At 67.8% G+C, this 23,274-nt stretch carries 19 protein-coding genes; 13 read left to right on the top strand and 6 right to left on the bottom strand.

Features of this window, described 5'->3' with window-relative positions; translation table 11 throughout:
• Positions 1–118 precede the first annotated feature (118 nt).
• From AC3A6B_RS25930 to AC3A6B_RS25920, 3 genes are read right to left on the bottom strand one after another with little or no spacing between them, the layout of a single operon-like run.
• The gene (locus AC3A6B_RS25930; protein WP_487839519.1) at positions 119–538 is read right to left on the bottom strand and encodes a hypothetical protein; all 420 of its coding nucleotides are present in this window, start codon (positions 536–538) and stop codon (positions 119–121) included.
• A complete protein-coding gene (locus tag AC3A6B_RS25925; RefSeq protein ID WP_487839518.1) occupies positions 538–975 on the bottom strand; it encodes a DNA polymerase III subunit chi in 438 nt (145 codons plus the stop codon). The genes AC3A6B_RS25930 and AC3A6B_RS25925 overlap by 1 nt, the downstream gene beginning before the upstream one ends.
• A complete protein-coding gene (locus AC3A6B_RS25920; protein WP_487839517.1) occupies positions 972–2,477 on the bottom strand; it encodes a leucyl aminopeptidase in 1,506 nt (501 codons plus the stop codon). Before AC3A6B_RS25920 ends, AC3A6B_RS25925 begins: the two co-directional genes overlap by 4 nt.
• Before the next feature lie 21 nt (positions 2,478–2,498).
• On the opposite strand from AC3A6B_RS25920, the gene lptF reads away from it, so the two are divergent.
• The 6 genes from lptF to AC3A6B_RS25890 all read left to right on the top strand — a co-directional run bounded on the left by lptF (position 2,499) and on the right by AC3A6B_RS25890 (position 7,514).
• A complete protein-coding gene (lptF, locus tag AC3A6B_RS25915; protein ID WP_487839516.1) occupies positions 2,499–3,596 on the top strand; it encodes an LPS export ABC transporter permease LptF in 1,098 nt (365 codons plus the stop codon).
• Positions 3,593–4,702 carry an LPS export ABC transporter permease LptG gene (gene lptG / locus AC3A6B_RS25910; RefSeq protein ID WP_487839515.1) on the top strand — a complete coding sequence of 370 codons (1,110 nt, stop codon included), beginning with the start codon at positions 3,593–3,595 and terminating at the stop codon, positions 4,700–4,702. Before lptF ends, lptG begins: the two co-directional genes overlap by 4 nt.
• Positions 4,703–4,706: 4 nt before the next feature.
• Entirely contained in the window at positions 4,707–5,078 is a 372-nt protein-coding gene (locus AC3A6B_RS25905) for a sirohydrochlorin chelatase (RefSeq protein WP_487839514.1), read from the top strand.
• Positions 5,079–5,143: 65 nt separating this feature from the next.
• A complete protein-coding gene (locus AC3A6B_RS25900; RefSeq protein WP_093107591.1) occupies positions 5,144–6,085 on the top strand; it encodes a CysB family HTH-type transcriptional regulator in 942 nt (313 codons plus the stop codon).
• Positions 6,082–7,248: a pyridoxal phosphate-dependent aminotransferase gene (locus tag AC3A6B_RS25895; protein ID WP_487839513.1), complete on the top strand. Its 1,167-nt coding sequence runs from the start codon at positions 6,082–6,084 to the stop codon at positions 7,246–7,248. Before AC3A6B_RS25900 ends, AC3A6B_RS25895 begins: the two co-directional genes overlap by 4 nt.
• Before the next feature lie 107 nt (positions 7,249–7,355).
• Positions 7,356–7,514, top strand: coding sequence for a DUF3309 family protein (locus AC3A6B_RS25890; RefSeq protein WP_487839512.1), 159 nt, complete (start codon positions 7,356–7,358; stop codon positions 7,512–7,514).
• 58 nt (positions 7,515–7,572) lie between these two features.
• On the opposite strand, the gene hrpA is transcribed toward AC3A6B_RS25890, so the two are convergent.
• Entirely contained in the window at positions 7,573–11,520 is a 3,948-nt protein-coding gene (gene hrpA / locus AC3A6B_RS25885) for an ATP-dependent RNA helicase HrpA (protein ID WP_487839511.1), read from the bottom strand.
• 43 nt (positions 11,521–11,563) lie between these two features.
• Here hrpA and argA point away from each other — a divergent pair, with 43 nt between their 5' ends.
• Positions 11,564–12,910, top strand: coding sequence for an amino-acid N-acetyltransferase (gene argA / locus AC3A6B_RS25880; RefSeq protein WP_487839510.1), 1,347 nt, complete (start codon positions 11,564–11,566; stop codon positions 12,908–12,910).
• Here the strand turns inward: argA and AC3A6B_RS25875 are convergent.
• Positions 12,897–14,390, bottom strand: coding sequence for a M81 family metallopeptidase (locus tag AC3A6B_RS25875; RefSeq protein ID WP_487839509.1), 1,494 nt, complete (start codon positions 14,388–14,390; stop codon positions 12,897–12,899). The genes argA and AC3A6B_RS25875 overlap by 14 nt on opposite strands.
• A gap of 13 nt (positions 14,391–14,403) precedes the next feature.
• Entirely contained in the window at positions 14,404–15,912 is a 1,509-nt protein-coding gene (locus tag AC3A6B_RS25870) for a M81 family metallopeptidase (RefSeq protein WP_487839508.1), read from the bottom strand.
• A gap of 89 nt (positions 15,913–16,001) precedes the next feature.
• Here AC3A6B_RS25870 and dapC point away from each other — a divergent pair, with 89 nt between their 5' ends.
• The 6 genes from dapC to AC3A6B_RS25840 are packed head-to-tail and all read left to right on the top strand — an operon-like array spanning position 16,002 to position 23,268.
• Positions 16,002–17,207, top strand: a complete 1,206-nt coding sequence (gene dapC / locus AC3A6B_RS25865; protein ID WP_487839507.1) for a succinyldiaminopimelate transaminase — start codon at positions 16,002–16,004, stop codon at positions 17,205–17,207.
• A gap of 22 nt (positions 17,208–17,229) precedes the next feature.
• On the top strand, positions 17,230–18,054 hold the full coding sequence (dapD, locus tag AC3A6B_RS25860; RefSeq protein ID WP_487839506.1) for a 2,3,4,5-tetrahydropyridine-2,6-dicarboxylate N-succinyltransferase: 825 nt from the start codon (positions 17,230–17,232) through the stop codon (positions 18,052–18,054).
• A gap of 43 nt (positions 18,055–18,097) precedes the next feature.
• The gene (locus tag AC3A6B_RS25855; protein WP_487839505.1) at positions 18,098–19,246 is read left to right on the top strand and encodes a PilT/PilU family type 4a pilus ATPase; all 1,149 of its coding nucleotides are present in this window, start codon (positions 18,098–18,100) and stop codon (positions 19,244–19,246) included.
• A 16-nt stretch (positions 19,247–19,262) separates the two neighbouring features.
• Positions 19,263–20,444: a succinyl-diaminopimelate desuccinylase gene (dapE, locus tag AC3A6B_RS25850; RefSeq protein ID WP_487839504.1), complete on the top strand. Its 1,182-nt coding sequence runs from the start codon at positions 19,263–19,265 to the stop codon at positions 20,442–20,444.
• Positions 20,441–21,304 carry a 50S ribosomal protein L3 N(5)-glutamine methyltransferase gene (prmB, locus tag AC3A6B_RS25845; protein WP_487839503.1) on the top strand — a complete coding sequence of 288 codons (864 nt, stop codon included), beginning with the start codon at positions 20,441–20,443 and terminating at the stop codon, positions 21,302–21,304. Before dapE ends, prmB begins: the two co-directional genes overlap by 4 nt.
• The gene (locus tag AC3A6B_RS25840) at positions 21,304–23,268 is read left to right on the top strand and encodes an ABC-F family ATP-binding cassette domain-containing protein (RefSeq protein ID WP_487839502.1); all 1,965 of its coding nucleotides are present in this window, start codon (positions 21,304–21,306) and stop codon (positions 23,266–23,268) included. The genes prmB and AC3A6B_RS25840 overlap by 1 nt, the downstream gene beginning before the upstream one ends.
• The last annotated feature ends 6 nt before the right edge of the window (positions 23,269–23,274 follow it).

The raw sequence follows: 23,274 nt of genomic DNA, 5'->3' as shown, positions 1-23,274 counted from the left end.
CCTCCAGAACATTGATAAATAAGAGTACATAGCGGTCTATCGATCCGCATGCGAAGACTCAGCAAGTTCCGCGCCGCAGGACCCGTAGCGCCCTCGCGCTTTCGACCTGGCGCGCAGTTTAGCCCAAGCTTTGTGCGTCAAATGCTGGCGTAGACCCTGTGTTGTCAGAAAGCTCCTGGGCCAGCGCGTCGCTCACCAAAGCCCGCAAAACGGTCTCTATTTCGCCGCGCAAGCGCGGGATCATGGCGTCGAGCTGCTGCTGGACGGCAGCCGACACAGCATCGCTCAGGCGCTCTTCCAGCGACAGGTCGATGCGCTGCAGGACGCGGTGCAGCAGCTGCTCTTCGAGCCTGAAGGCGTCGGCCTCGGACAGCAGCGCCTGAGGGTCCAGCGCGACTGCCTGCGAGGGCTCGGGCACTGCAGGCGCGACCGGCTTCGGCTCCGGCTCCGGCGCGGGTTCGGCACCGGGCGCAGGCTCGGGCGGCAGCTCCAGCACGGTCGTCAGCGTGGGCACGAAACGCGGAGGGGTGCGCTGCATCAGGCGGTACTCCCGGCAAAGTCATGGCGCTGGATCGCATAGCCGCGTTCCGCGTAGTGCCGCCAGCGCTTGCGGCCCGCGAGCCGGTCGGCGTCGTCGGCGCTCACGATGTCGATCAAGCGTTCGAAGCGTTCGAAACCAGATGGCAGCTCGACGCCCAGATTCACCAGCACCTGCTGATGCGGCAGCGGCGCAGCGGCGCTTTCGGCCAGCACGACCGGCGAACGCGCCACCGTGTGCGGCTCGCCGTCGCTGCGGCAATGGGCGATGAACTCGGCCGGCGCAAAAGTCCACAGGGCCAGGTCGACCGCATCCAGCATCTGCGCGTCGGCCACTACCACCACACGCGCGCCGCGCGCGCCTACGGCCTTGCGCAGCAAGCGGCAGGCGTAGTTCACCTTGTCCGGCGTGTTGAAGTGGAAGTCGATTTCGGTCACGCGGCGGCTCGGGTTTTCTTGGGGCTCTTGCGCGTCTTGCGCGGCGTTGCCTTCGCAGCCCCCTTGCGCGCCCGGTCCAGCAGATAGGTCAGCAGCAGTCCGACCGGCCGGCCGGTCGCCCCCTTGGCCGAGCCGCTCTTCCAGGCCGTGCCCGCGATGTCCAGGTGGGCCCACTGGAAATCGCCCGCGAAGCGCTGCAGGAACTTGGCGGCGGTGATCGCCCCGCCCGCACGGCCGGCGATGTTGGCCACGTCGGCGAAATTGCTTTTGAGGCCTTCGGCGTAGTCCTCGTCCAGCGGCATGCGCCAGCAGCGGTCCTGCGCGTCTTCGCCGGCGGCTTCGAGCGCAGCGGCCAGCGTGTCGTCGCTGGCAAAGAGACCGCTGCGCACGCCGCCCAGCGCGATCACGCAAGCGCCGGTCAGGGTCGCGATGTCGATCACGGCGGCCGGCTCGAAGCGCTTGGCGTAGTTCAGCGCATCGCACAGGATCAGGCGGCCTTCGGCATCCGTATTGAGCACCTCGATGGTCTGGCCGCTCATGCTCGTCACCACGTCGCCGGGCTTGATCGCGCGGCCGTCGTTCATGTTCTCGCACGACGGAATCAGCCCGACCACGTTGAGGGCGGGCTGGATGTCGCCGAGCGCGCGGAACACGCCCAGCACGCTCGCGGCGCCGCACATGTCGAATTTCATCTCGTCCATCTCGGCCGCCGGCTTGAGCGATACGCCGCCGGTGTCGAAGGTGATGCCCTTGCCGACCAGGACCACGGGCGCCTCGTCCTTGGGCGCGCCCTGGTAGCGCAGCACGATGAAGCGCAAGGGTTCGGCCGAGCCCTGCGCCACCGCGCCGAACGCGCCCATGCCGAGCTTCTCGACTTCCTTCGGGCCCAGCACCTCGCACTTCACCTGCGGCAGCGCGGCCAGCTTGCGCGCCGCATCGGCCAGCAGCGAGGGGGTGCAATGGTTGCCGGGCCGATTGCCCCACTCCTTGGCCAGTTCGATGCCCGCGACCATGGCCGTGGCTTCATCGAAAGCCTCTCGCAGCGGCCCCGCCTCCGCGACGCCGAACCCCAGGTAGCGGATCGAGCGCGGCTCGGCCTTGGACTTGGTGGTGGTGTAGACGTAGCTCCCGTCGGCGGCCGCGCTGATGGCGGAGCGCAGGCCGGCGGCATCCGCGGCCTGCGCGAAGACGATGAGGACGCGCTTGGGGTCGCCCGCCTTGGCCGCATTGACCGCGGCGAGCACGCCGGCGCGTACCGACGCCGGCTTGCCATCGCCCACCGAAGCCAGCACCACGCGCGGTGCCGCGACGCGCGCCGGGCGGTACAGCGCCAGCAGCCTGCCGGCCTTGTCCGGCAGGTCGCCGGCCTCGCGGGCCTCGGCGATCAATGTGGCGATGGCATCCTTGGAGGGGGTGGTGCCGGCGGCAACGAGCACGATCAGCGCATCGGCTTTTTCGGCGGCAGCCTGAGCGGTGGAGAGGGTCTTGAGTTGAAAGTCCATAATCCTTTTTTTCCCTCGACGATGTTATTCCATTCCTCTTTACGCAAGGAGCTGTCCCGCAGCTTCGGGGCCACCCTCGTGGTCCTCGCCACCATCGTGATGACCATGATGCTGATCCGCACGCTCGGACTGGCATCGCGGGGCAGCGTGAATCCATCCGAGGTGTTCCTCGTGATGGCCTACACGGTGCTCGGCTACATGCCGACGATCCTGAGCCTCAGCCTGTTCATCTCGATCGTGGGCACCCTGTCGCGCATGTACCGCGACAGCGAGATGGTGATCTGGTTCTCGAGCGGGCGCGGCCTAGCCGATTTCGTGCAGCCCCTGTTCCGCTTCGCCTGGCCTGTGCTGCTGCTGATCGCCGTGTTCGCCCTGGTGGGCTGGCCATGGGCCAACTCGCAGACTCAGGGCATGCGCGAACAGTACCAGCGCCGCGGCGACATCGAGCGCGTGTCGCCCGGCGAGTTCCGCGAGTCGGCCGGACGCAACCGCGTGTTCTTCATCGACAAGGACACACCGGACGGTGCCACCGCCACGAACGTCTTCATCTCCTCGATCGAGCGCAACATGCAGTACATCACCTCGGCCCGCAGCGGCCGCATCGAGGACGTCGGAGAGTCGCGCTACCTCATGCTCAGCAACGGCCAGCGCGTTTCGCGTTCGCTGGACGGGACGGAGCTCAAGATCAGCGAGTTCGATACCTACGGCACCAAGATCGGCGGCGACGAGGGGGTCTCGGCAGACACGAGCCCGGTGCGCACCCGCACCACGCTGACGCTGCTGCGGGAGCCGAACGCGACCAATCGCGGCGAGCTGGCCTGGCGCGTCGGCATGCTGCTCGCGGCCATCAATTTCGTGCTGCTGGCGCTGAGCCTGTCGAGCGTGAACCCGCGCGTCGGCCGCAGCGGCAACCTGCTCTTCGCGCTGTTCGCCTTCGTCCTCTACTACAACCTGCTCAATCTCGGCCAGAACTGGGTGGGCTCCGGCCGCTACAGCATAGGCGGCTTCATGCTGGTGCTGCATGGCGGCGCGCTGCTGCTCGGCCTGGTCTGGCTTGCCAAGCGACACTTCAACTGGAGCCGCCCGCGCATGCGGCCCGCAACGCCCCCCCACGCGTGAAAACCATCCGTCGACTGATCTATGTGGAGGTGCTGAAGGCCGTGGCCTTCGTCACCCTCGGCTTCCTGAGCCTGTTCTTCTTCTTCGACTTCGTCGACGAGCTGCAGTCGATCGGCAAGCCGGGCAGCGGCGCATACGGAGCCGCCCAGGCCCTGGTCTTCGTGACGCTGCTGATCCCGAGCCACCTGTACGAACTGCTGCCGATCACCGTGCTGATCGGCACCATCTTCGTGATGGCGCGGCTCGCGCAGAGCTCCGAGTACACGATCCTGCGCACCAGCGGTCTCGGGCCGTGGCGTGCGCTGCGCACGCTGCTGGTGCTCGGGCTCGGCTTCGTGTTCCTGACCTTCGCCGTCGGCGACTACATCTCGCCGGCGTCGGACCGGACCGCGCAGCTGCTCAAGTCGCGCTACCAGGGCGTCTTCACGCTCGCGGGCAACACGGGCGCCTGGCTGAAGGAAAAGCAGGGCGACATGTCCTATGCGGTCAACGTGGTTTCGATGGCGCGCGACGGCACGCTGAAGAGTCCGCGCATCTTCGAGTTCGACGGCAAAGGCTTCGTGACCTCGCAGACCACCGCATCCTTCGCGCGCATCGTCGACGGCCACTGGGCGCTCTTCGGTGTCGAGCAGCAGCAGTACGACACGCGCAATACGGCCGACCGGGCCCGCATCGTCACCACCAAGGTTCCGGCGCTGGACTGGCCGAGCTCGCTCACACGCGAGATGGTGTCGGTCGCCCTGCTGCGTCCGGACCGCATGCGCACGCTCGACCTGTTCGAATATATCCAGCACCTCAACGCCAACGGCCAGACCGCACAGCGCTACGAGATCGAGTTCTGGCGCAAGGTGTTCTACCCGCTTTCCTGCCTGGTGATGGTGGTGCTCGCCCTGCCCTTCGCCTACCTGCATTTCCGCCAGGCAGGCATCACGGCCTATGTGTTCGGCGGCGTGATGATCGGCATCAGCTTCTTCCTCTTGAACAACGTGTTCGGCTACCTGGGCAACCTCAGCAACTGGTGGCCCTGGATCACGGCGGCGGCGCCCGGCCTGATCTACACGGTGATGTCGCTGGCCGCTTTCAGCTGGCTGGTGCTGCGGCGGTAGCGCCATGCAGTCCGCCGCGACAGGCATCGTGCTCTTTGCGCACGGCTCGCGCGATGAGCGCTGGCGCGCGCCGGTGGAGTCGGTGGCGCGACGCGTCGCGGCGCTCGACCCCGCGGCCCGCGTCGCCTGCGCCTATCTCGAACTGGTCGCGCCCGACCTGCGCACCGCGGCAGCAGAGCTGATTGCCGGCGGCGCCGGCGCCATCCGCGTGGTACCGCTCTTTCTCGGCATGGGAAAGCATCTGCGCGAAGACCTACCGCGCTTGCTCGACGACCTGCGCGCCGCGCATCCGGGCGTCGGCTTCTCGCTCGCGCAGGCGGTCGGCGAAGAGCCGGAAGTGATCGATCTTCTGGCTCGCATGGCGCTCAAATCCTGAACTTTTGCGGTGCTTTCGATAGACAGAGAAGGCATAATGAATTCCGAAATAAGACGGAATTTGTTATGAATCTTCACCAGTTCAAATTCGTGCAGGAAGCGGTTCGGCGCAACCTCAATCTGACCGAGGCGGCCAAGGCGCTTCACACCTCGCAGCCGGGCGTGTCCAAGGCCATCATCGAACTCGAGGAAGAACTGGGCGTGGAGATCTTCGCGCGCCACGGCAAGCGCCTCAAGCGCGTCACCGAACCCGGGCAGCATGTGCTCGCGAGCATCGAACTGATCATGCGCGAGGTCGGCAACCTCAAGCGCATCGGCGAGCAGTTCAGCGCCCAGGACAGCGGCACTCTTTCGATCGCCACCACGCACACGCAGGCGCGCTACGTGCTGCCGGTGCCGGTGGCGAAGCTGCGCGAGGCCTATCCCAAGGTCAACGTGAGCCTGCACCAGGGCTCGCCCGACCAGGTGGCGCGGATGGTGATCGACGAGATCGCGGAGATCGGCATCGCGACCGAATCGCTGTCCGACTACGCCGATCTCGTGACCATCCCCTGCTACGAATGGCAGCACGTGCTCGTGCTGCCCAAGGAGCATCCGCTCGCGAGCAAGGAGCGCATCTCGCTCGAGGACATCGCGGCCGAGCCGATCATCACCTATCACCCTTCTTTCACCGGCCGCACGCGCATCGACCATGCGTTCGCGCACAAGAAGCTCACGCCGCGCATCGCGCTCGAGGCCATCGACTCCGACGTCATCAAGACCTACGTGCGGCTCGGCCTCGGCGTCGGCATCGTGGCCGAGATGGCGGTGCGCGACGATTCCAATGCCGACCTCGTGGTGCGGCCGATGGGCCATGTGTTCGGCACCAATATCGCACGCGTCGCCTTCAAGCGCAGCGCCTACCTGCGCAACTTCGTCTTCAAATTCGCCGAGCTGCTTTCCGACCGGCTCGATCGCAACCTGATCGCCAAGGCCTTGAGCGGTCATCACCAGGACTACGAACTGTGAGTACCGTTCTCGCACGCACCCCCGACGTCAAGACCAAGCTGCCTACCGTCGGCACCACCATCTTCACCGTGATGTCGGCGCTGGCCGCGGAAAAGAAGGCGGTGAACCTCGGCCAGGGTTTTCCGGACTTCGATTGCGATCCGAAGCTGCTCGAAGCCGTCACCCGCGCGATGGCGGCCGGCCACAACCAGTACCCGCCGATGCCGGGCATCCCCGCGCTGCGCGAAGCAATCGCCGCGAAGATCTCCACGCTCTACGGACATCGCTACGACCCGAACACCGAGATCACCGTCACCGCCGGCGCAACGCAAGCGATCATCACTGCGATCCTCGCGGTGGTGCGCGCGGGCGACGAAGTGATCGTGCTCGAACCCTGCTACGACAGCTACGCGCCCAATATCGACCTGGCAGGCGGCACCGTGGTGCGCGTGCCACTCACGCCCGGCAGCTTCCGCCCCGACTTCGACAAGATCGCGGCCGCGATCACGCCGCGCACGCGCGCCATCATCGTCAACACGCCGCACAACCCCAGCGCCACCGTGTGGACCGAAGCGGAGATGCGCCGGCTCGAGGAACTGCTCGCGCCCACTGACGTGCTGGTGATCAGCGACGAGGTGTACGAGCACATGGTCTATGCCGGCGCACGGCACGAAAGCGCGGCGCGCTTCCCGGGCCTCGCGGCGCGCACCTTCATCGTGAGCAGCTTCGGCAAGACCTACCACGTGACCGGCTGGAAGGTCGGCTACGTGGCCGCGCCGGCGGCGCTCAGCGCCGAGTTCCGCAAGGTGCACCAGTTCAACGTGTTCACCGTCAACACGCCGATGCAGCATGCGATCGCGAGCTACATGGCCGACGCCGCGCCCTACCTCGAGCTGCCGGCCTTCTACCAGCACAAGCGCGATCTGTTCGCGGCCGGCCTGGCGAAGACGCGGCTCAGGCTGCTGCCCAGCGCCGGCACCTACTTCCAGTGCGTGGACATCAGCGAGGTCAGCGACCTGGGCGAGTCCGACTTCTGCCAGTGGCTCACGAGCGAGATCGGCGTCGCCGCCATTCCGCTTTCGGCCTTCTACGCCGACGGCTTCGACCAGCGCGTGGTGCGCTTCTGCTTCGCGAAAAAGGACGAAACGCTGCAAGTTGCCATCGACCGACTGGCGCGGCTCTGACACGAACGGTAGGAGAGTCCTGACCACCGGAGGGCGCGCCTTCCGGCGATGTATTCGCATTTCGACGCCGAACATGAGGCTCCAACATAAAAGGCCTAGGAGAAATCATGTCGCTCTCAATGATCCTGCTGATCGTTCTGATCCTGCTTCTGATCGGCGCATTGCCGAGCTGGGGCTACAGCCGCAGCTGGGGCTATGGCCCAAGCGGCGGCCTGGGTCTGGTGCTGCTGGTGGTGATCGTGCTGCTCCTCATGGGGCGCATATAGGTGGCACGACCGCTTGAACACAAAGCCCGCTTCGGCGGGCTTTTTTTTGGGTCCGCGCTCAGCTTTCCAGCTGAACCCACAGCTTGTCGAGCCGCTTGACGCTGACCGGCTGCGGCGTGCGCAGCTCCTGCGCGAAGAAGCTCACCCGCAACTCCTCGAGCAGCCAGCGGAACTCGCTCATGCGTTCGTCAAGCGCGCCCTTGCGCTCCGCCAGCAGGCGCCAGTAGCGCTGCTCCTGCGGACGCAGTTCCGCGAGCCGCTGTGCGTCGCGCGCCGGGTCGGCCCGCAGCTTGTCCAGGCGCAAGGTGATGGCCTTGAGGTAGCGCGCGAAGTGCGCCAGCCGCGGCCAGGGCGTGTCGACGATGAAGCGCTTGCCGACCAGGCGCTGCAGCTGCTGCGCCGCGTCGGCCGTGGCGGCGGGCTGGATCTTCGTCTCCTTGATCTTGCGCACGGCGAGCGTGTACTCGGCGAGGATGGCGCCGGCCAAACGCGCGACCTCGTTGGCGATCAGCGTGAGCCGCCCGCGGCCCTCCTCCACGCGCTGCTTGAACGCCGCCTCGTCGGCCGGCAGCGGCTCCTGCAGGAAGGCACGCTCGAGCGCCACGTCGACGATCTGGGCCCGCAGTTCCTCCGCGGTGCCGAGCGGCATGTAGGCGACCGCCATCTTCTGCAGATCGGGGATGTTCTTCTCGAGGTACTTGAGCGCATCCTTGAGCTGCAGCGCGAACAGGCGGCGCAGGCCGGAGCGATGCTTGGCGGCAGCCACCGCGGGTTCGTCGAAGACCTCGATCGTCACCGCGTCGCCGCCATCGACCAGCGCCGGAAAGCCGATCAGCGACTGCGCGCCGCGCCGCACCTCCATCAGCTCAGGCAGTTCGCCGAAGGTCCATGCCGTGTAGCGCTGGCCGGCCGGCAGCGCGGGCGTTGCGGGCGCCTTGGCCGCGGCCTTGTCCTCCGCCGGCGCAGACGCTTGGGGCTTGTCGACGGACGCCTTGACGTTGAGTCCCGCCAGCGCCTGGAACGCGCCGCGCGCCTGCGCACCGAGCTCCGCCTTCAGCGCGCCCAGGTTGCGCCCCATGCCAAGCTGGCGGCCGTGTTCGTCGACCACGCGCAGGTTCATGAACAGATGCGGCGGCAGCATGTCGAGCTTGAAGTCGGTTCGCTTCACGTCGAGGCTGGTCTGGTCGCGCACCCGCTTCAGCAGCGCATCGGTCAGCGACCCGTGGCCGAAGACTTCGGGCGCGGCCAGTTGCTCCGCCAGGCGCGCGGCCGATTCGGGCAAGGGTACCAGGCGGGCGCGCGGCTTCTGCGGCAGGCTCTTCAGCAGCGCCTGCACCTTGTCCTTCAGCATGCCGCTCACCAGCCATTCGCAGCGCTCCTCGCTGACCTGGTTCAGTACGAAGAGCGGCACGGTAACCGTCAATCCGTCCTTGGCGTCGCCGGGCTCGTGCAGGTAGGTCGCGGCGCAATCGACGCCGCCCAGCCGGACCGTCGGCGGGAAGGACTGGGTCGTGATGCCGGCCGCGGTGTGCCGCATCAGCTCCTCGCGCGTCAAGTAAAGCAGTCGCGGCTGGTCCTTCGACGCTTGCCGGTACCAGCTCTCGAACGCGAGGCCGCTCGAAACATCGGGCGGCAGCTGGGCGTCGTAGAAAGCGTAGATCAGCTCGTCGTCGACCAGCACGTCCTGCCTGCGCGACTTGTGCTCCAGGCCCTCGACCTCGCGCACCAGCTTGCGGTTGGCCGCGAGAAAGGGCAGCTTGCTTTCCCACTGACCGCCGACCAGGGCCTCGCGGATGAAGATCTCGCGCGCAGCCACCGGGTCGACCTTGCTGAAATCCACGCGCCTCCCGCTGTAGACCACCAGACCGTACAGCGTGGCGCGCTCCAGCCCCCCGACCTGCGCACTCTTCTTCTCCCAGTGCGGGTCGAGCAGCTGCTTCTTGAGCAGATGGCCCGCGACCTGCTCGAGCCACTGCGGCTCGATGTTGGCGATGCCGCGGCCGAACAGGCGCGTGGTCTCGACCAATTCGGCGACGACGATCCAGCGGCCGGGTTTCTTCTTGAGGTGCGCACCCGGATGACGGTAGAACTTGATGCCGCGCGCGCCGAGGTAGGCCTCGTCGTCCTCCAGCTTCCAGCCGATGTTGCCCAGCAGGCCGGAGAGCATCGAGAGATGCAGCGGTTCATAGCCCGCCGGCTCAGCATTGATGCGCCACTTGTGCTCCGTCACCACCGTGAGCAGCTGCGAATGGATGTCACGCCATTCGCGCACGCGGCGCACGTTGATGAAGTTCTGTCTGAGCAGCGACTCGTACTGGCGGTTGCTGAGCTTGTGCGTGTCGCCGTGCCCGCCGCGCGCATCATGGATCCATTTCCACAAGCGCAGATAGCCGCTGAACTCGCTCTTCTCGTCGTCGAACTTCGCATGCGCCTGGTCGGCCTGCTGTTGCGCCTCCATCGGCCGGTCGCGCACGTCCTGCACCGACAGGGCGCTGGCGATCACCAGCACCTCTTCGAGCGCCCCACGCGTGCGGGCCTCCAGGATCATGCGGCCGACCCGCGGGTCGAGCGGCAGCCTGGCCAGCTCGGCGCCCATTGGCGTGAGCTCGTTCGCATCGTCGACCGCGCCCAGCTCGTTGAGCAGCTGGTAGCCGTCGGCGATGGCGCGCCGCTGCGGCGCTTCGAGAAAGGGAAAGCGCTCGACGTCCCCCAGCCGCAGCGACTTCATGCGCAGGATCACGCCGGCCAGCGAGGAGCGCAGGATTTCCGGATCGGTGAAGCGCGGCCGGCTCTCGAAATCCTTCTCGTCGTAGAGCCGGATGCAGATGCCGTCGGCGACCCGGCCGCAGCGGCCCGCGCGCTGGTTGGCCGCGGCCTGGCTGATCGGCTCGACCAGCAGCTGTTCCACCTTGCTGCGGAAGCTGTAGCGCTTGACGCGCGCGGTACCGGCGTCGATCACGTAGCGGATGCCCGGCACCGTCAGCGAGGTTTCGGCGACGTTGGTGGCCAGCACGATGCGGCGACCGGTGTGGCCGTCGAAGATGCGGTCCTGCTCGGCCTGCGACAGGCGCGCGAACAGCGGAAGCACCTCGGCGCTGCGCATCAGCGGCTGGTGGCTCAGGTGCTTGCGCAGGTGGTCGGCGGCCTCGCGGATCTCACGCTCGCCCGGCAGGAAGACCAGGATGTCTCCGGCGTTGTGCGGGTCGCGCCAGAGCTCGTCGACGCCGTCGGCGATGGCGTTGGTGAGGTCGTAGTCGCGCGATTCCTCGAAGGGCCGGTAGCGCTGCTCCACCGGAAACATTCGGCCCGACACCATGATCGTCGGCGCCGGCGTCATTGGCCCCCACGCTCCGCGCTGCGCGTCGTCGCTGCCCCCCGAAGGGGCCGCGCCCGCCTTGGGGCGGCCCGGCGCCGGGCGGGCCGACGCGAAATGCTGCGCGAACCGGTCCGCATCGATGGTGGCCGAGGTCACGATGACCTTGAGGTCCGGCCGCCGCGGCAGGATCTCGCGCAGGTAGCCGAGCAGGAAGTCGATGTTCAGCGAGCGCTCGTGCGCCTCGTCGATGATCAGCGTGTCGTAGGCCTTGAGCAGCGGATCGGTCTGCGTTTCCGCCAGCAGGATGCCGTCGGTCATCAGCTTGACCGAGGCGTCGCGCGCCAGCCGGTCCTGGAAGCGCACCTTGAAGCCGACCACCTCGCCCAGCGGCGTCTTGAGTTCTTCCGCGATGCGCTTGGCCACCGACGATGCGGCGATGCGCCGCGGCTGCGTGTGGCCGATCAGCCGGCCCTTGCCAGGGGGCGCATTGAGCTTGCCCCGCCCCAGGGCCAGCGCGATCTTGGGCAGCTGGGTGGTCTTGCCCGAGCCCGTCTCGCCGCAGACGATCACGACCTGGTTCGCCTCGATGGCGGCCATGATTTCGTCGCGCCGGGCCGACACCGGCAGGGATTCTGGAAACTCGATTCGAAGGGGGGACGAAGACAAGGCTGGCAGTTCGGGGAAAATCATCGATTATCTTGCGCCCGGCCTCTTCGCCTGCCCTACCCCGCCAATGTCCACCGTCTTCAACTTCACCTTCGTCCCCTGGTTCCGCTCGGTGGCGCCCTACATCCACATGCACCGCGGCAAGACCTTCGTGGTCGCAATGGCGGGCGAGGCCATCGCGGCCGGCAAGCTGCCCAACATCGCGCAGGACCTGGCGCTGATCCAGAGCATGGGCGTCAAGGTGGTCCTGGTGCACGGTTTCCGGCCACAGGTCAATGAGCAGCTGCGCGCCAAGGGCCACGAAGCCAAGTACTCGCACGGCATGCGCATCACGGACGAAGTGGCGCTCGACTGCGCGCAGGAGGCTGCCGGCCAGCTGCGCTACGAGATCGAGGCCGCCTTCAGCCAGGGCCTGCCGAACACGCCGATGGCCGGTTCCACCGTGCGCATGATCTCGGGCAACTTCATCACCGCACGGCCGGTCGGCGTGGTCGACGGTGTCGACTTCCAGCATTCGGGACTGGTGCGCAAGGTCGATGCCGCGGGCATCCGCCGCGGGCTCGACTTCGGCGCCATGGTGCTGATGTCGCCCTTCGGCTTCTCGCCCACCGGCGAGGCCTTCAACCTCACGATGGAAGAAGTCGCGACCAGCGTGGCGATCTCGATCCAGGCCGACAAGCTGATCTTCCTGACCGAGATTCCCGGCATCGCGCAGGACGCCGGCCAGCCCATCAGCGAGGACAACCCCATCGACACCGAGCTGCCGCTCGACAGCGCCAGGAAGCTACTGGCCTCCTTGCCGCCGGCCCAGCGCCCGACCGACACGGCCTTCTACCTTCAGCACTGTGTCAAGGCCTGCGAAGCAGGCGTGGAGCGCAACCACATCATTCCCTTCTCAGTGGACGGCTCGCTGCTGCTGGAGGTCTACGTGCACGACGGCATCGGCACCATGGTGATCGACGAAAAGCTCGAATCGCTGCGCGAGGCGACGGCAGACGACATCGGCGGCATCCTGCAGCTCATCGAGCCCTTCGAGCGCGACGGCACGCTGGTCAAGCGCAGCCGCACCGAGATCGAGCGCGACGTCGGCCAGTACACGGTGATCGAGCACGACGGCGTGATCTTCGGCTGCGCGGCGCTCTACCCCTATCCGGAAGCGAAGACCGCGGAGATGGCGGCGCTGACCGTCTCGCCGCAGTCGCAGTCGCAGGGCGACGGCGAACGCATCCTGAAGCGCGTCGAACAGCGCGCCAAGGCCAGCGGGCTGGAGAGCATCTTCGTGCTCACCACGCGCACCATGCACTGGTTCCTCAAGCGCGGCTTCCAGCAGGTCAACCCCGACTGGCTGCCCGAGGCGCGCAAGCGCAAGTACAACTGGGACCGCAAGAGCCAGGTGCTGGTCAAGAAGCTGTAGGCGTGTAGACGACCTCGTCGAACGGATACAGCGGGCGCGCGAGCCGCTCGAACGGGAACAGCGCGTAGTCCGAACTGGTGACGCCCGGGCTGTCACACTCGACCAGGCCGGCCGAAATGGGCACGAACACCGGCCGGCAGTACATGCGCGACTTCAGCAGCAGGAAGCGCGCACGGCGCGGATCGAGGCCGACGCTTTCGAAGGTACCCAGGTCCCAGGGCTCGTGCGTGCGCTCGGTGACGACGATCTGCGCCGCGCCGATGTCGAACACCGCAGAGCGGCCCATGCAGGCGCGCTGGCCGGTGTAGGTGGGCCCGGTGATCACGTATTCGCCGTCTGTGAGCGCGCGCACCGTGCCGCGCAGCCGCACGGGCGGCGTGTTGCGGCCGATCTGCACGAGCGGGCGCTTGTGGCCCAGCAGCAATTCGATCTCGGCGCCGATGCCGGCCTCGGCGCACTGCGCGACCGCCTGCGGATCGCACAGCAGGCCGGCCTGGATGCCCTGCATGCCGGCCGCAAGCGCCGCCATCAGCACGCCCATGGTGTCGCAGCTGCCGCCCGACATGCAGTTGTCGCCGTGGTCGAGCAGCAGCACCGGCCGATCGGCCTGCGCGGCCAGCATGCGGGCGCGCTCGAGCGACTGCGCCAGCGGCTCGGACCGGTAGACGAAGTCCGCACGCGCCGCCCAGATGCGCTGCGCCAGCGCGGCCGCTACCCGGTCGGCCGCGGCGGCGTCGCCGTCGCCCACCACTACCACGCTGATGCAGGGGTGCGGGATGTCGGCCAGGCTGAAGCCGGCAAGGATCGACACCGCGGCCATGCCATCGGCTTCCGCCGCGCGCGCCGCCGCCACGGCGTCGCGCATCGCGCCTTCGGCGGTGGCGCTGCGCAGGGTGTGCGTCATCAGCGGCAGCCGGCGCCAGGCCAGCACGGGACGGCAAGGCCCGTCCAGCGTGGCGAACAGCAAGCGGCCCGCGTGCTCGCCGGTCTCGTACATGTCCACGTGCGGATAGGTCTTGAAGCTCACGATCACGTCGGCGTGGTCGATCATCTTCTGCGTCACGTTTCCGTGCAGATCGAGCGCCACGGCGACGGGCACCCCCGGCGCGACGGCCCGGATGCGCGCCAGCAGGTCGCCCTCGCCGTCGTCGCTGCCAGCGGCCACCATCGCGCCGTGCAGGTCGAGCAGCACGGCGTCGCAACCGGGCACGGCGTCGACGATGCAGTCGCAGATCGCCGCATAGGCGGCCGCCTCCACCCGGCCGCTGGGATTGGCCGAGGCCGAGATCGGCGTCACGATCTCCGCGCCCCTCGCCTTCGCGAGATCGATGAAGGCCGACATGGCGGTGCGCCCGCCCTCGGCTTCGCGCCGGGCGTCGGCACCGTACAGCGGCCCCTCGTTGCCGAAGGCCGAAAGCGGCGTGGGCACCGGCGAAAACGTGTTGGTCTCGTGGTTCATCCGCGCGATGAGGACTTTCATGCTGCTGCGCTCCTCAATCCGGCACCCGGGGCGATGTCGACGCCGCCAGCCGGGTCCATGGCAGGTCCGCCGGATCGGCGGACATCGGGCCCGGCGCGCGCGCCACCAGGATCTGCTGCGCGATCGGCGCGAAGTCGGCGCGGAAATGCACCGAGCTCTTGTTGACGAGGATCTTCATCCGCTCGGGCTCGATGCCGACGCAGCGGTACAGCGCGCGGTCGAGCATCTGCTTCTTGCCGCTGGCGACCACGACCAGCACGCCCTCCACATCGAGGCAGGCGCAAGGACCGAGCCGGACGCTGACGCCTGTCATCATCGGCCCCTGCAGCACGACGTTGCCGTCGTGCAGCGCGCGCACCGTGCATTCGGCCTCCACCGGCGGATCGCTCCACTGGGCCGACCAGGTCGGCACCGAGCGGCCCAGTGCCAGGCGCAGGCGCGCACCCTGCCCCGCCGCATGGGCGGCCGCTGCGGCCTCGGGGTCGTACAGCAGCCCGAGCGCCACCTGCTGCGGAAGGCGCTGTCCTGCACCCGCGCGCAAGAGTGCATGCAGCATGCCGGTGGTGTTGCTGTCGGCGCCGGCGCCGGGGTTGTCCTGGGTGTCGGCGATGACCACCGGACGATCGGCCGCGGCAGCCAGTTCGAGGGCCTCCGCCACGGCATCGTCCGGCGTCCACGTGGCGATGCGCCAGCGCGATGCGGGCTTGCAGATGTCGGCGTACAGCGCGTCGACCACCGCCTGCGCCGCGTCGCCGTAGGCCCAGACCATGGGGCCGCACTCGGAGAAATCGGCGGCCGGAAAGCCCATTGCGACGCTGGCCACCGTGCCGTGGCGCGCGTCCAGCCCGGGCAGGCTGCGATAGACCGCACCGGCCGGCTCGATCATGGTGCAGCCCGCGTTGATCGGGATCAGGAACGGGATGCGGCGTGCGTCAAAAGGCTCGCGCGAGCCGCGCGCGAGGCGCCGTTCCATCAGCTGCGCGGCCAGCCGGCCGGTCGCCTCGGTATCGACGTGCGGATAGGTGCGGTAGGCCGCCATCGCATCGGCCAGATCGAGCATCTGCTGCGTCACGTTGGCATGCAGGTCGAGGCTGGCGACGATCGGCAGGCCCGGCCCGACCAGCGCGCGCAGCCGCGCCAGCAGCTCACCCTCTGCATCGTCGACGTGTTCGGCCACCGCGGCGCCATGGAGGTCGAGGTAGATGGCGTCCAGTCCCGGCCCGGCCAGTGCGCTGCGCGCCGCCTCGACGATGGTGCCCACGATGCGTTCGAAGGCCTCGCGCGTCACCTGGGCCGAGGGCGTGGCGCCGGCCCAGCAGGAGGGCAGCAGTTGCCAGCCGCGTGCCCGCGCCTCGGCGATGAAGCCGCCCGCCGGCAGGCTGGAGCCGGTGAAGCGCTCCAGCATCGCCGGCCCTTCCGCATAGGCGGGGAAGCTGTCGCCGCGCTGAAAGGCGGCCCAGTCGGCACGTGTCGGAGCGAAGGTGTTGGTTTCGTGCTGGAAGCCGGCGATCAGGATATTCATCGTTTCATTGTGAGCTGCGAGAGGCTTCGCCGCCCAGCCTGACCCGCAATCGGCCAGTACGCCGGGCCGGCCACCGCGATAATCACCCCATGAACCCCCTGCTCGCCAAGCTGCAGCCCTACCCCTTCGCGCGACTGCGCGAACTGTTCGCCGGCGTCACGCCGAACCCCGGCTTCGAACCGATCAGCCTGGGCATCGGCGAGCCCAAGCATGCGACGCCGCCCTTCATCAAGGATGCATTGAGCAACAGCCTCGACACGCTGGCGGTCTACCCCGCGACCGCGGGCGAGCTCCCCCTGCGCGAGGCCTTCACCGGCTGGGTGCAACAGCGCTACGGCCTGGCGCTCGATCCGGCCACGCAGGTGCTGCCGGTCAACGGCTCACGCGAGGCGCTATTCTCGCTGGCGCAGACGGTGGTCGACCCCACGAAGACCCCGGCGCCTGTGGTGCTCTCCCCCAATCCGTTCTATCAGATCTACGAGGGCGCGGCCCTGCTGGCGGGCGCCGAGCCCTACTACGTGCCGAGCGTGGCGGCGCGCAACTTCGCGGTCGACTGGGACAGCGTACCGGCCGAGATCTGGGCGCGCGCGCAACTGGTCTACGTCTGCTCGCCCGGCAACCCGACCGGCGCGGTGATGCCGCTCGAAGAATGGAAGAAGCTGTTCGCGCTGTCGGACGCGCACGGCTTCGTCATCGCGTCCGACGAGTGCTACAGCGAGATCTACTTCCGCGACGAGCCGCCGCTGGGCGGACTCGAAGCCGCCGCCAGGCTGGGCCGCGACGACTTCCGCAAGCTGGTGGCGCTGACTTCGTTGTCTAAGCGCAGCAACGTGCCTGGGCTGCGCAGCGGCTTCGTGGCAGGCGACGCAGGCATCCTGAAGCAGTTCCTGCTGTATCGCACCTACCACGGCAGCGCGATGAGCGGCGCCGTGGCGGCCGCCAGCATCGCGGCCTGGGGCGACGAAAGCCACGTGGTCGACAACCGTGCGCAGTACCGCGCCAAGTTCGCGGCCGTGACGCCCCTGCTCGAGCCGGTGCTCGACGTGCGCCTGCCCGATGCCAGCTTCTACCTCTGGGCGGGGGTGCCGGCAGTGTGGAACGGCGACGACACTGCCTTCGCCCGCGAGCTCTACGCTCAATACAATGTGACGGTGTTGCCGGGCAGCTACCTGGCGCGCGATGCGCAAGGCGCCAACCCCGGCCGGGGCCGCATCCGCATGGCGCTCGTGGCCAGCACCAAGGAGTGCGTGGAAGCCGCGCAGCGCATCGTCCAGTTCGTTCAACGGGGCCGCTGAGCCCTCTTTCATCGTTTTCCACATGACCCAACAACTCCAGCAGACCATCGACGCCGCGTGGGAAGACCGCGCCAACATCTCCGCCACCAGCGCCCCGAAGGAAGTTCGCGATGCGGTCGAGCATGTGATCGCCGAGCTCAACAACGGCCAACTCCGCGTCGCCACGCGCGAGGCCGTGGGCCGGTGGACGGTGCACCAGTGGATCAAGAAGGCGGTGCTGCTGTCCTTCCGCATCAAGGACAACGAACAGATGCAGGCCGGCTCGCTCGGCTTCTACGACAAGGTGCCGACCAAGTTCTCGCACCTCTCGGCCGGCGAGCTGAAGGAAGCCGGCGTGCGCATCGTGCCGCCGGCCGTGGCGCGCCGCGGCAGCTACATCGCCAAGGGCGCGATCCTGATGCCCTCCTACGTGAACATCGGCGCCTACGTCGGCGAAGGCACCATGGTCGACACCTGGGCCACGGTCGGCTCGTGCGCCCAGATCGGCGCCAATGTGCATCTCTCAGGCGGCGTCGGCATCGGCGGCGTGCTGGAGCCGCTGCAGGCCGGCCCGACCATCATCGAAGACAACTGCTTCATCGGCGCGCGTTCCGAAGTGGTCGAGGGCGTGGTGATCGAAGAGAACTCCGTGCTGTCGATGGGCGTGTACATCGGCCAGAGCACGCCGATCTACGACCGCGCAACCGGCGAAGTCACCTACGGCCGCGTGCCGGCCGGCTCGGTCGTCATCAGCGGCACGCTGCCCAAGGACAACGGCAAGTACAGCCTGTACGCCGCGATCATCGTGAAGCGAGTGGACGCGCAGACACGTGCCAAGACCTCGCTCAACGACCTGCTGCGCGACTAGTCATTTCGATTTCAACAACCAACGAAACCGAGGAGAAGTGCCGATGAAGACGATGGAGCGAATTCTTCGCCTGATGGCCGAACGCAAGGCGTCCGACATCTACCTCTCGGCGCACTCCCCGGCGCTGATCCGCATCAACGGCAACTGCCTGCCCATCAATGCGCAGGTGCTGCCGCCGGAGGCGCCGCTCGCCCTGCTGTCCGAGGTGGTGAATGCGGAGCGCATCGCCGAACTCGAACGCACCGGCGAGCTCAACACGGCGATCGCGCTCGAGGACGCGGGCAACTTCCGCATCAGCGCAATGCGCCAGCGCGGCAGCTATGCGGTGGTGGTGCGGCACATCGCCTCGGTCATCCCGTCCTTCGCCGAGCTCAACCTGCCCGAGATCCTGAAGACGCTGGTGATGGAGAAGCGCGGCCTGATCCTGATGGTGGGCTCCACCGGCGCCGGCAAGAGCACCACGCTCGCCTCGATGCTGGACTTCCGCAACGAGAACGCCACCGGCCACATCCTCACCGTCGAGGAGCCGATCGAATTCACCTTCACCAACAAGAAGTCGATGGTGAATCAGCGCGACGTCGGCAGCGACACGCAGTCGCTGCAGATCGCGCTCAAGAACGCGCTACGCCAGGCGCCGGACGTGATCCAGATCGGCGAGATCCGCGACCGCGAGACCATGACGGCCGCGATCGCCTATGCCCAGTCGGGCCATCTGTGCGTGGCCACGCTGCATGCCAACAACAGCTACCGCGCGCTCAACCGCATCCTGAGCTTCTATCCGGTCGAGGTGCGCGCTACGCTGCTGGGCGACCTCGGCGGCGCCCTGCGTGCGATCGTCGCGCAGCGCCTGCTGCGCACACCCGATGGCGCCCGCATGCCGGCGCTCGAAGTGCTGCTCAACACGGCGCTGGTGGCCGAGCTCATCGGCAAGGGCGACTTCTCGGGCGTCAAGGAGGCGATGGAACAGTCCATGGCCGAAGGCTCGCAGACCTTCGAGGAAGACATCGCCCGGCTGATCACCGACGGCTTCATCACCCGCGAGGAAGGCCTCGCGCAAGCCGACTCGCCGACCAACCTGATGTGGCGCCTGCAGAACCGCACGGCGCCGGCTGCGCGCCGCGAAGACCGCGCACTGCTCGACCAGGTCGACGAACCCACCTTCACGGACATCACGCTCGACGTCCGTCACTAGCCCTCTCTTTTTTTCAATGTCCCGAACGCTGCAACTCGCCGAACAACTGATCTCCCGCCCCTCGGTCACCCCCGACGATGCGGGCTGCCAGCAGATCCTCGGCGAGCGGCTGGCGCGGTTCGGCTTCAGGCTGGAGAGCATCGAAAGCGGCCCGGCCGACTTTCGCGTGACCAACCTGTGGGCCGTGCGTCCCGGGGCCGCCGAGCCCCAGGCCGCGCGGACCGTGGCCTTTGCCGGCCACACCGACGTGGTGCCCACCGGCCCGCTCGAGCACTGGAGCAGCCATCCGTTCACGCCCACGCACCGCGACGGCAAGCTCTACGGCCGCGGCGCATGCGACATGAAGACCTCGCTGGCGGCCTTCGTGGTCGCAATCGAGGACTTCCTGGCCGCCACGCCCGATCCGCGCCTCACGCTCGCCCTGCTCCTCACCAGCGACGAGGAAGGGCCGGCGCTCGACGGCACCGTGGTGGTCTGCAACACGCTGGCGGCGCGCGGCGAGCGCATCGACTACTGCATCGTCGGCGAGCCGACCGCGGTCGAGCGCTGCGGCGACATGATCAAGAACGGCCGGCGCGGCACGATGAGCGGCAAGCTCACCGTCAAGGGCGTCCAGGGGCACATCGCCTATCCGCACCTGGCGAAGAACCCGATCCACGCCTTTGCGCCGGCGCTGGCCGAACTGGTCGCGATCAACGCCGCTGGCGGCTGGGATGCCGCTGCCAACCCCTATTTCCAGCCGACCAGCTGGCAGATCAGCAACATGCATGCGGGCACCGGCGCCAGCAACGTGATTCCCGGCGCTGCGGTGATCGACTTCAACTTCCGCTTCTCGACCGAGTCGACGCCCGAATCGCTGCAAGCGCGCGTGCAGGCCGTGCTCGACGCGCACGGCCTCGACTACACGCTGGCCTGGACCATCGGCGGCCTGCCCTTCCTGACCACGCCGGGCGAGCTCGTCGGCGCGGTGCAGCAGGCGATCCGCGACGAGACCGGCATCGAGACCGAGCTGTCGACCTCCGGCGGCACCAGCGATGCGCGATTCATCGCCAAGATCTGCAAGCAGGTGGTCGAGCTTGGCCCCGTCAACGCCAGCATCCACAAGATCGACGAGCACATCGCCGTCGCCGAGATCGAACAGCTCAAGAACATCTACAAGCGCACGCTGGACCGGCTCGAAACGCTGCTATCGGTATGAGCAGTGTCATCGAGCTGATCGAGGCCGGCGCCACGCAGCTGGCCGATGCGGGCGTGGCCTTCGGCCACGGCACACAGAACGCCTTCGATGAAGCCGCCTGGCTGGTGCTGTGGCGCCTGGGCTTGCCGCTGGACGACCTGGATGCGGTCGCCGATCGCGCGGTCGGTCCTGCGGATGCAGCACGGGTGGCCGACCTGCTGGCGCAACGGATCGCGACGCGCAAGCCCGCCGCCTATCTGACCAAGGAGGCCTGGCTGCAAGGCGTGCCCTTCTATGTCGACGAGCGCACCATCGTTCCGCGCAGCTTCATCGCGGAGTTGCTGGCCGACGGCAGCATCGATCCCTGGCTGGGAGAACACACACGGCGCGTGCTGGACCTGTGCACCGGCAACGGCAGCCTTGCGGTACTGGCGGCGATGACCTATCCGGAAATCAGCGTCGACGCGGCCGACCTGTCGACCGAGGCGCTCCAAGTGGCGGCCATCAACGTCACGCGCCACCAGCTCGACTCGCGCATCACGCTGCTCGAATCGGACGGCCTCGCAAAGGTGCGCGGTCCTTACGAGCTGATCCTTTGCAACCCTCCCTACGTCAATGCGAAGAGCATGGCCGGGCTTCCTGCCGAATACCGCGCCGAGCCCGAGCTCGCGCTGGCCGGCGGTGCCGACGGCATGGACTTCATCCGCCGGCTTTTCGCCGATGCACCGGCGCGCATGAGCGAATCCGCCGTGCTGGTGCTTGAAATCGGCAACGAGCGCTCGCACTTCGAGGCAGCGTTCCCGCAGCTCGAGGTGGTGTGGCTCGCCACCAGCGCGGGCGAAGACCAGGTGCTGCTGGTCCCGCGCGAATCACTTCTTTAATGATCACTCTCAAAAACGTCATTCTGCGCCGCAGCGCCAAAGTGCTGCTCGACGGCGCCAGCGTCACCATCAACCCCGGCGAGAAGGTCGGGCTGGTGGGGCGCAACGGCGCCGGCAAGTCCACCTTGTTCGCGCTCTTCAACGGCACGCTGCACGAGGACGGCGGTGATTTCTCGTGCCCGAAGCAGTGGCGGCTGGCGCAGGTCGCGCAGAACATGCCCGAGACCGACGAGCCCGCCACCGACTTCGTGGTCGGCGGCGACACGCGGCTGGTGGAGTTGCGCGAAGCCCTCGCCGTGACCGAAGCCGCCCATGCAGCAGATCCGGACGATCACGACATCGGCATGGACCTAGCCCATGCCTACACCGACCTGGCCGATGCCGGCGAGCACGATGCCGTGCCGCGCGCGCAGGCGCTGATCCTCGGCCTCGGCTTCAAGGCCCACGAGCTCGACCAGCCGGTCAACGGCTTCTCCGGCGGCTGGCGCATGCGCCTGCAGCTGGCGCGCGCGCTGATGTGCCCGAGCGACCTGCTGCTGCTCGACGAACCGACCAACCACCTGGACCTGGACGCCCTGGTCTGGCTCGAAGCCTGGCTGCAGAAATACGCCGGCACGATGATCGTGATCAGCCACGACCGCGAGTTCCTCGACGCCGTGACCGACGTCACGCTGCACATCGAGCACGCCAAGCTCACGCGCTACGGCGGCAACTACAGCGCCTTCGAGACCCTGCGCGCCCAGCAGATGGAGCTGCAGCAGTCCGCCTTCGCCAAGCAGCAGGACAAGATCGCCCACCTGCAGAAGTTCATCGATCGCTTCAAGGCCAAGGCCAGCAAGGCCAAGCAGGCGCAAAGCCGCGTCAAGGCGCTGGAGCGCATGGAAAAGGTCGCGCCGCTGCTGGCCGAGGCCGACTTCAGCTTCGAGTTTAAGGAGCCGGGCAATATCCCGAACCCGATGCTCTCGATCAGCGATGCCAGCTTCGGGTACCTGATTGAAGACGAACCGCCCAAGACCATCCTGCGCGGCGTGAACCGCTCGGTGCTGGCCGGCCAGCGCATCGGCATCCTGGGCGCCAATGGCCAGGGCAAGTCGACCCTGGTCAAGACGATCGCGCGCGAGATGGGCGCGCTTGCCGGCACGGTGACCGAGGGCAAGGGCCTCAACATCGGGTACTTTGCGCAACAGGAGCTCGACGTGCTGCGCCCGCAGGACACCCCGCTCGAACACATGGTGCGCATGGCGCGCGAGCTCGGCTCGAGCGTCAAGGAGCGCACCGGCGAGCAGGACCTGCGCGGCTACCTGGGCAGCTTCAACTTCAGCGGCGACATGGTGAAACAGGCGGTCGGCACCATGAGCGGCGGCGAGAAGGCGCGCCTGGTACTGGCGATGATGGTCTGGCAACGGCCCAACCTGCTGCTGCTGGACGAGCCGACCAACCACCTCGACCTCGCCACCCGCGAGGCCCTGGCCGTGGCGCTCAACGAGTTCGAAGGCACGCTGATGCTGGTGAGCCACGACCGCGCGCTGCTGCGCTCGGTCTGTGACGAGTTCTGGCTGGTCGGCCGCGGCGTGGTGACCGATTTCGACGGCGACCTCGACGACTACCAGCGCTACCTGCTGGACGAGGCCAAGCGCCTGCGCGAAGAGGCCAAGCTGGCGACGCGCGAGGCTGCCGTCGTCCTCGTCGAAAAGGCGGTGCCCTCTCCCCAGGCGACGGTCCAGGACCGCCAGCAGCGCAGCGAGCAAGCCAAGCCGCTCAAGCGCGAGCTGGCGACGATTGACGAGCGACTCGCCGCCGCCGGCACCGAAAAGGCCTCGCTCGAAGCACGGCTGGCGAATCCGCTGCCGGCGAGCGAGATCGCCGAGGCCGGCAAGCGCCTGAAAACGCTGAACGACGAGATCGGGCAGCTCGAAGAACGCTGGCTGGCGCTGTCGGACCGGCTCGAGGCGCTCGCGGCCTGAGCTGGC

This window comes from Variovorax sp. Soil_C_33, from assembly GCF_057656935.1.
Note: the sequence above shows the minus strand (reverse complement) of the source record. Positions and strands in the feature narration are given on the sequence as shown.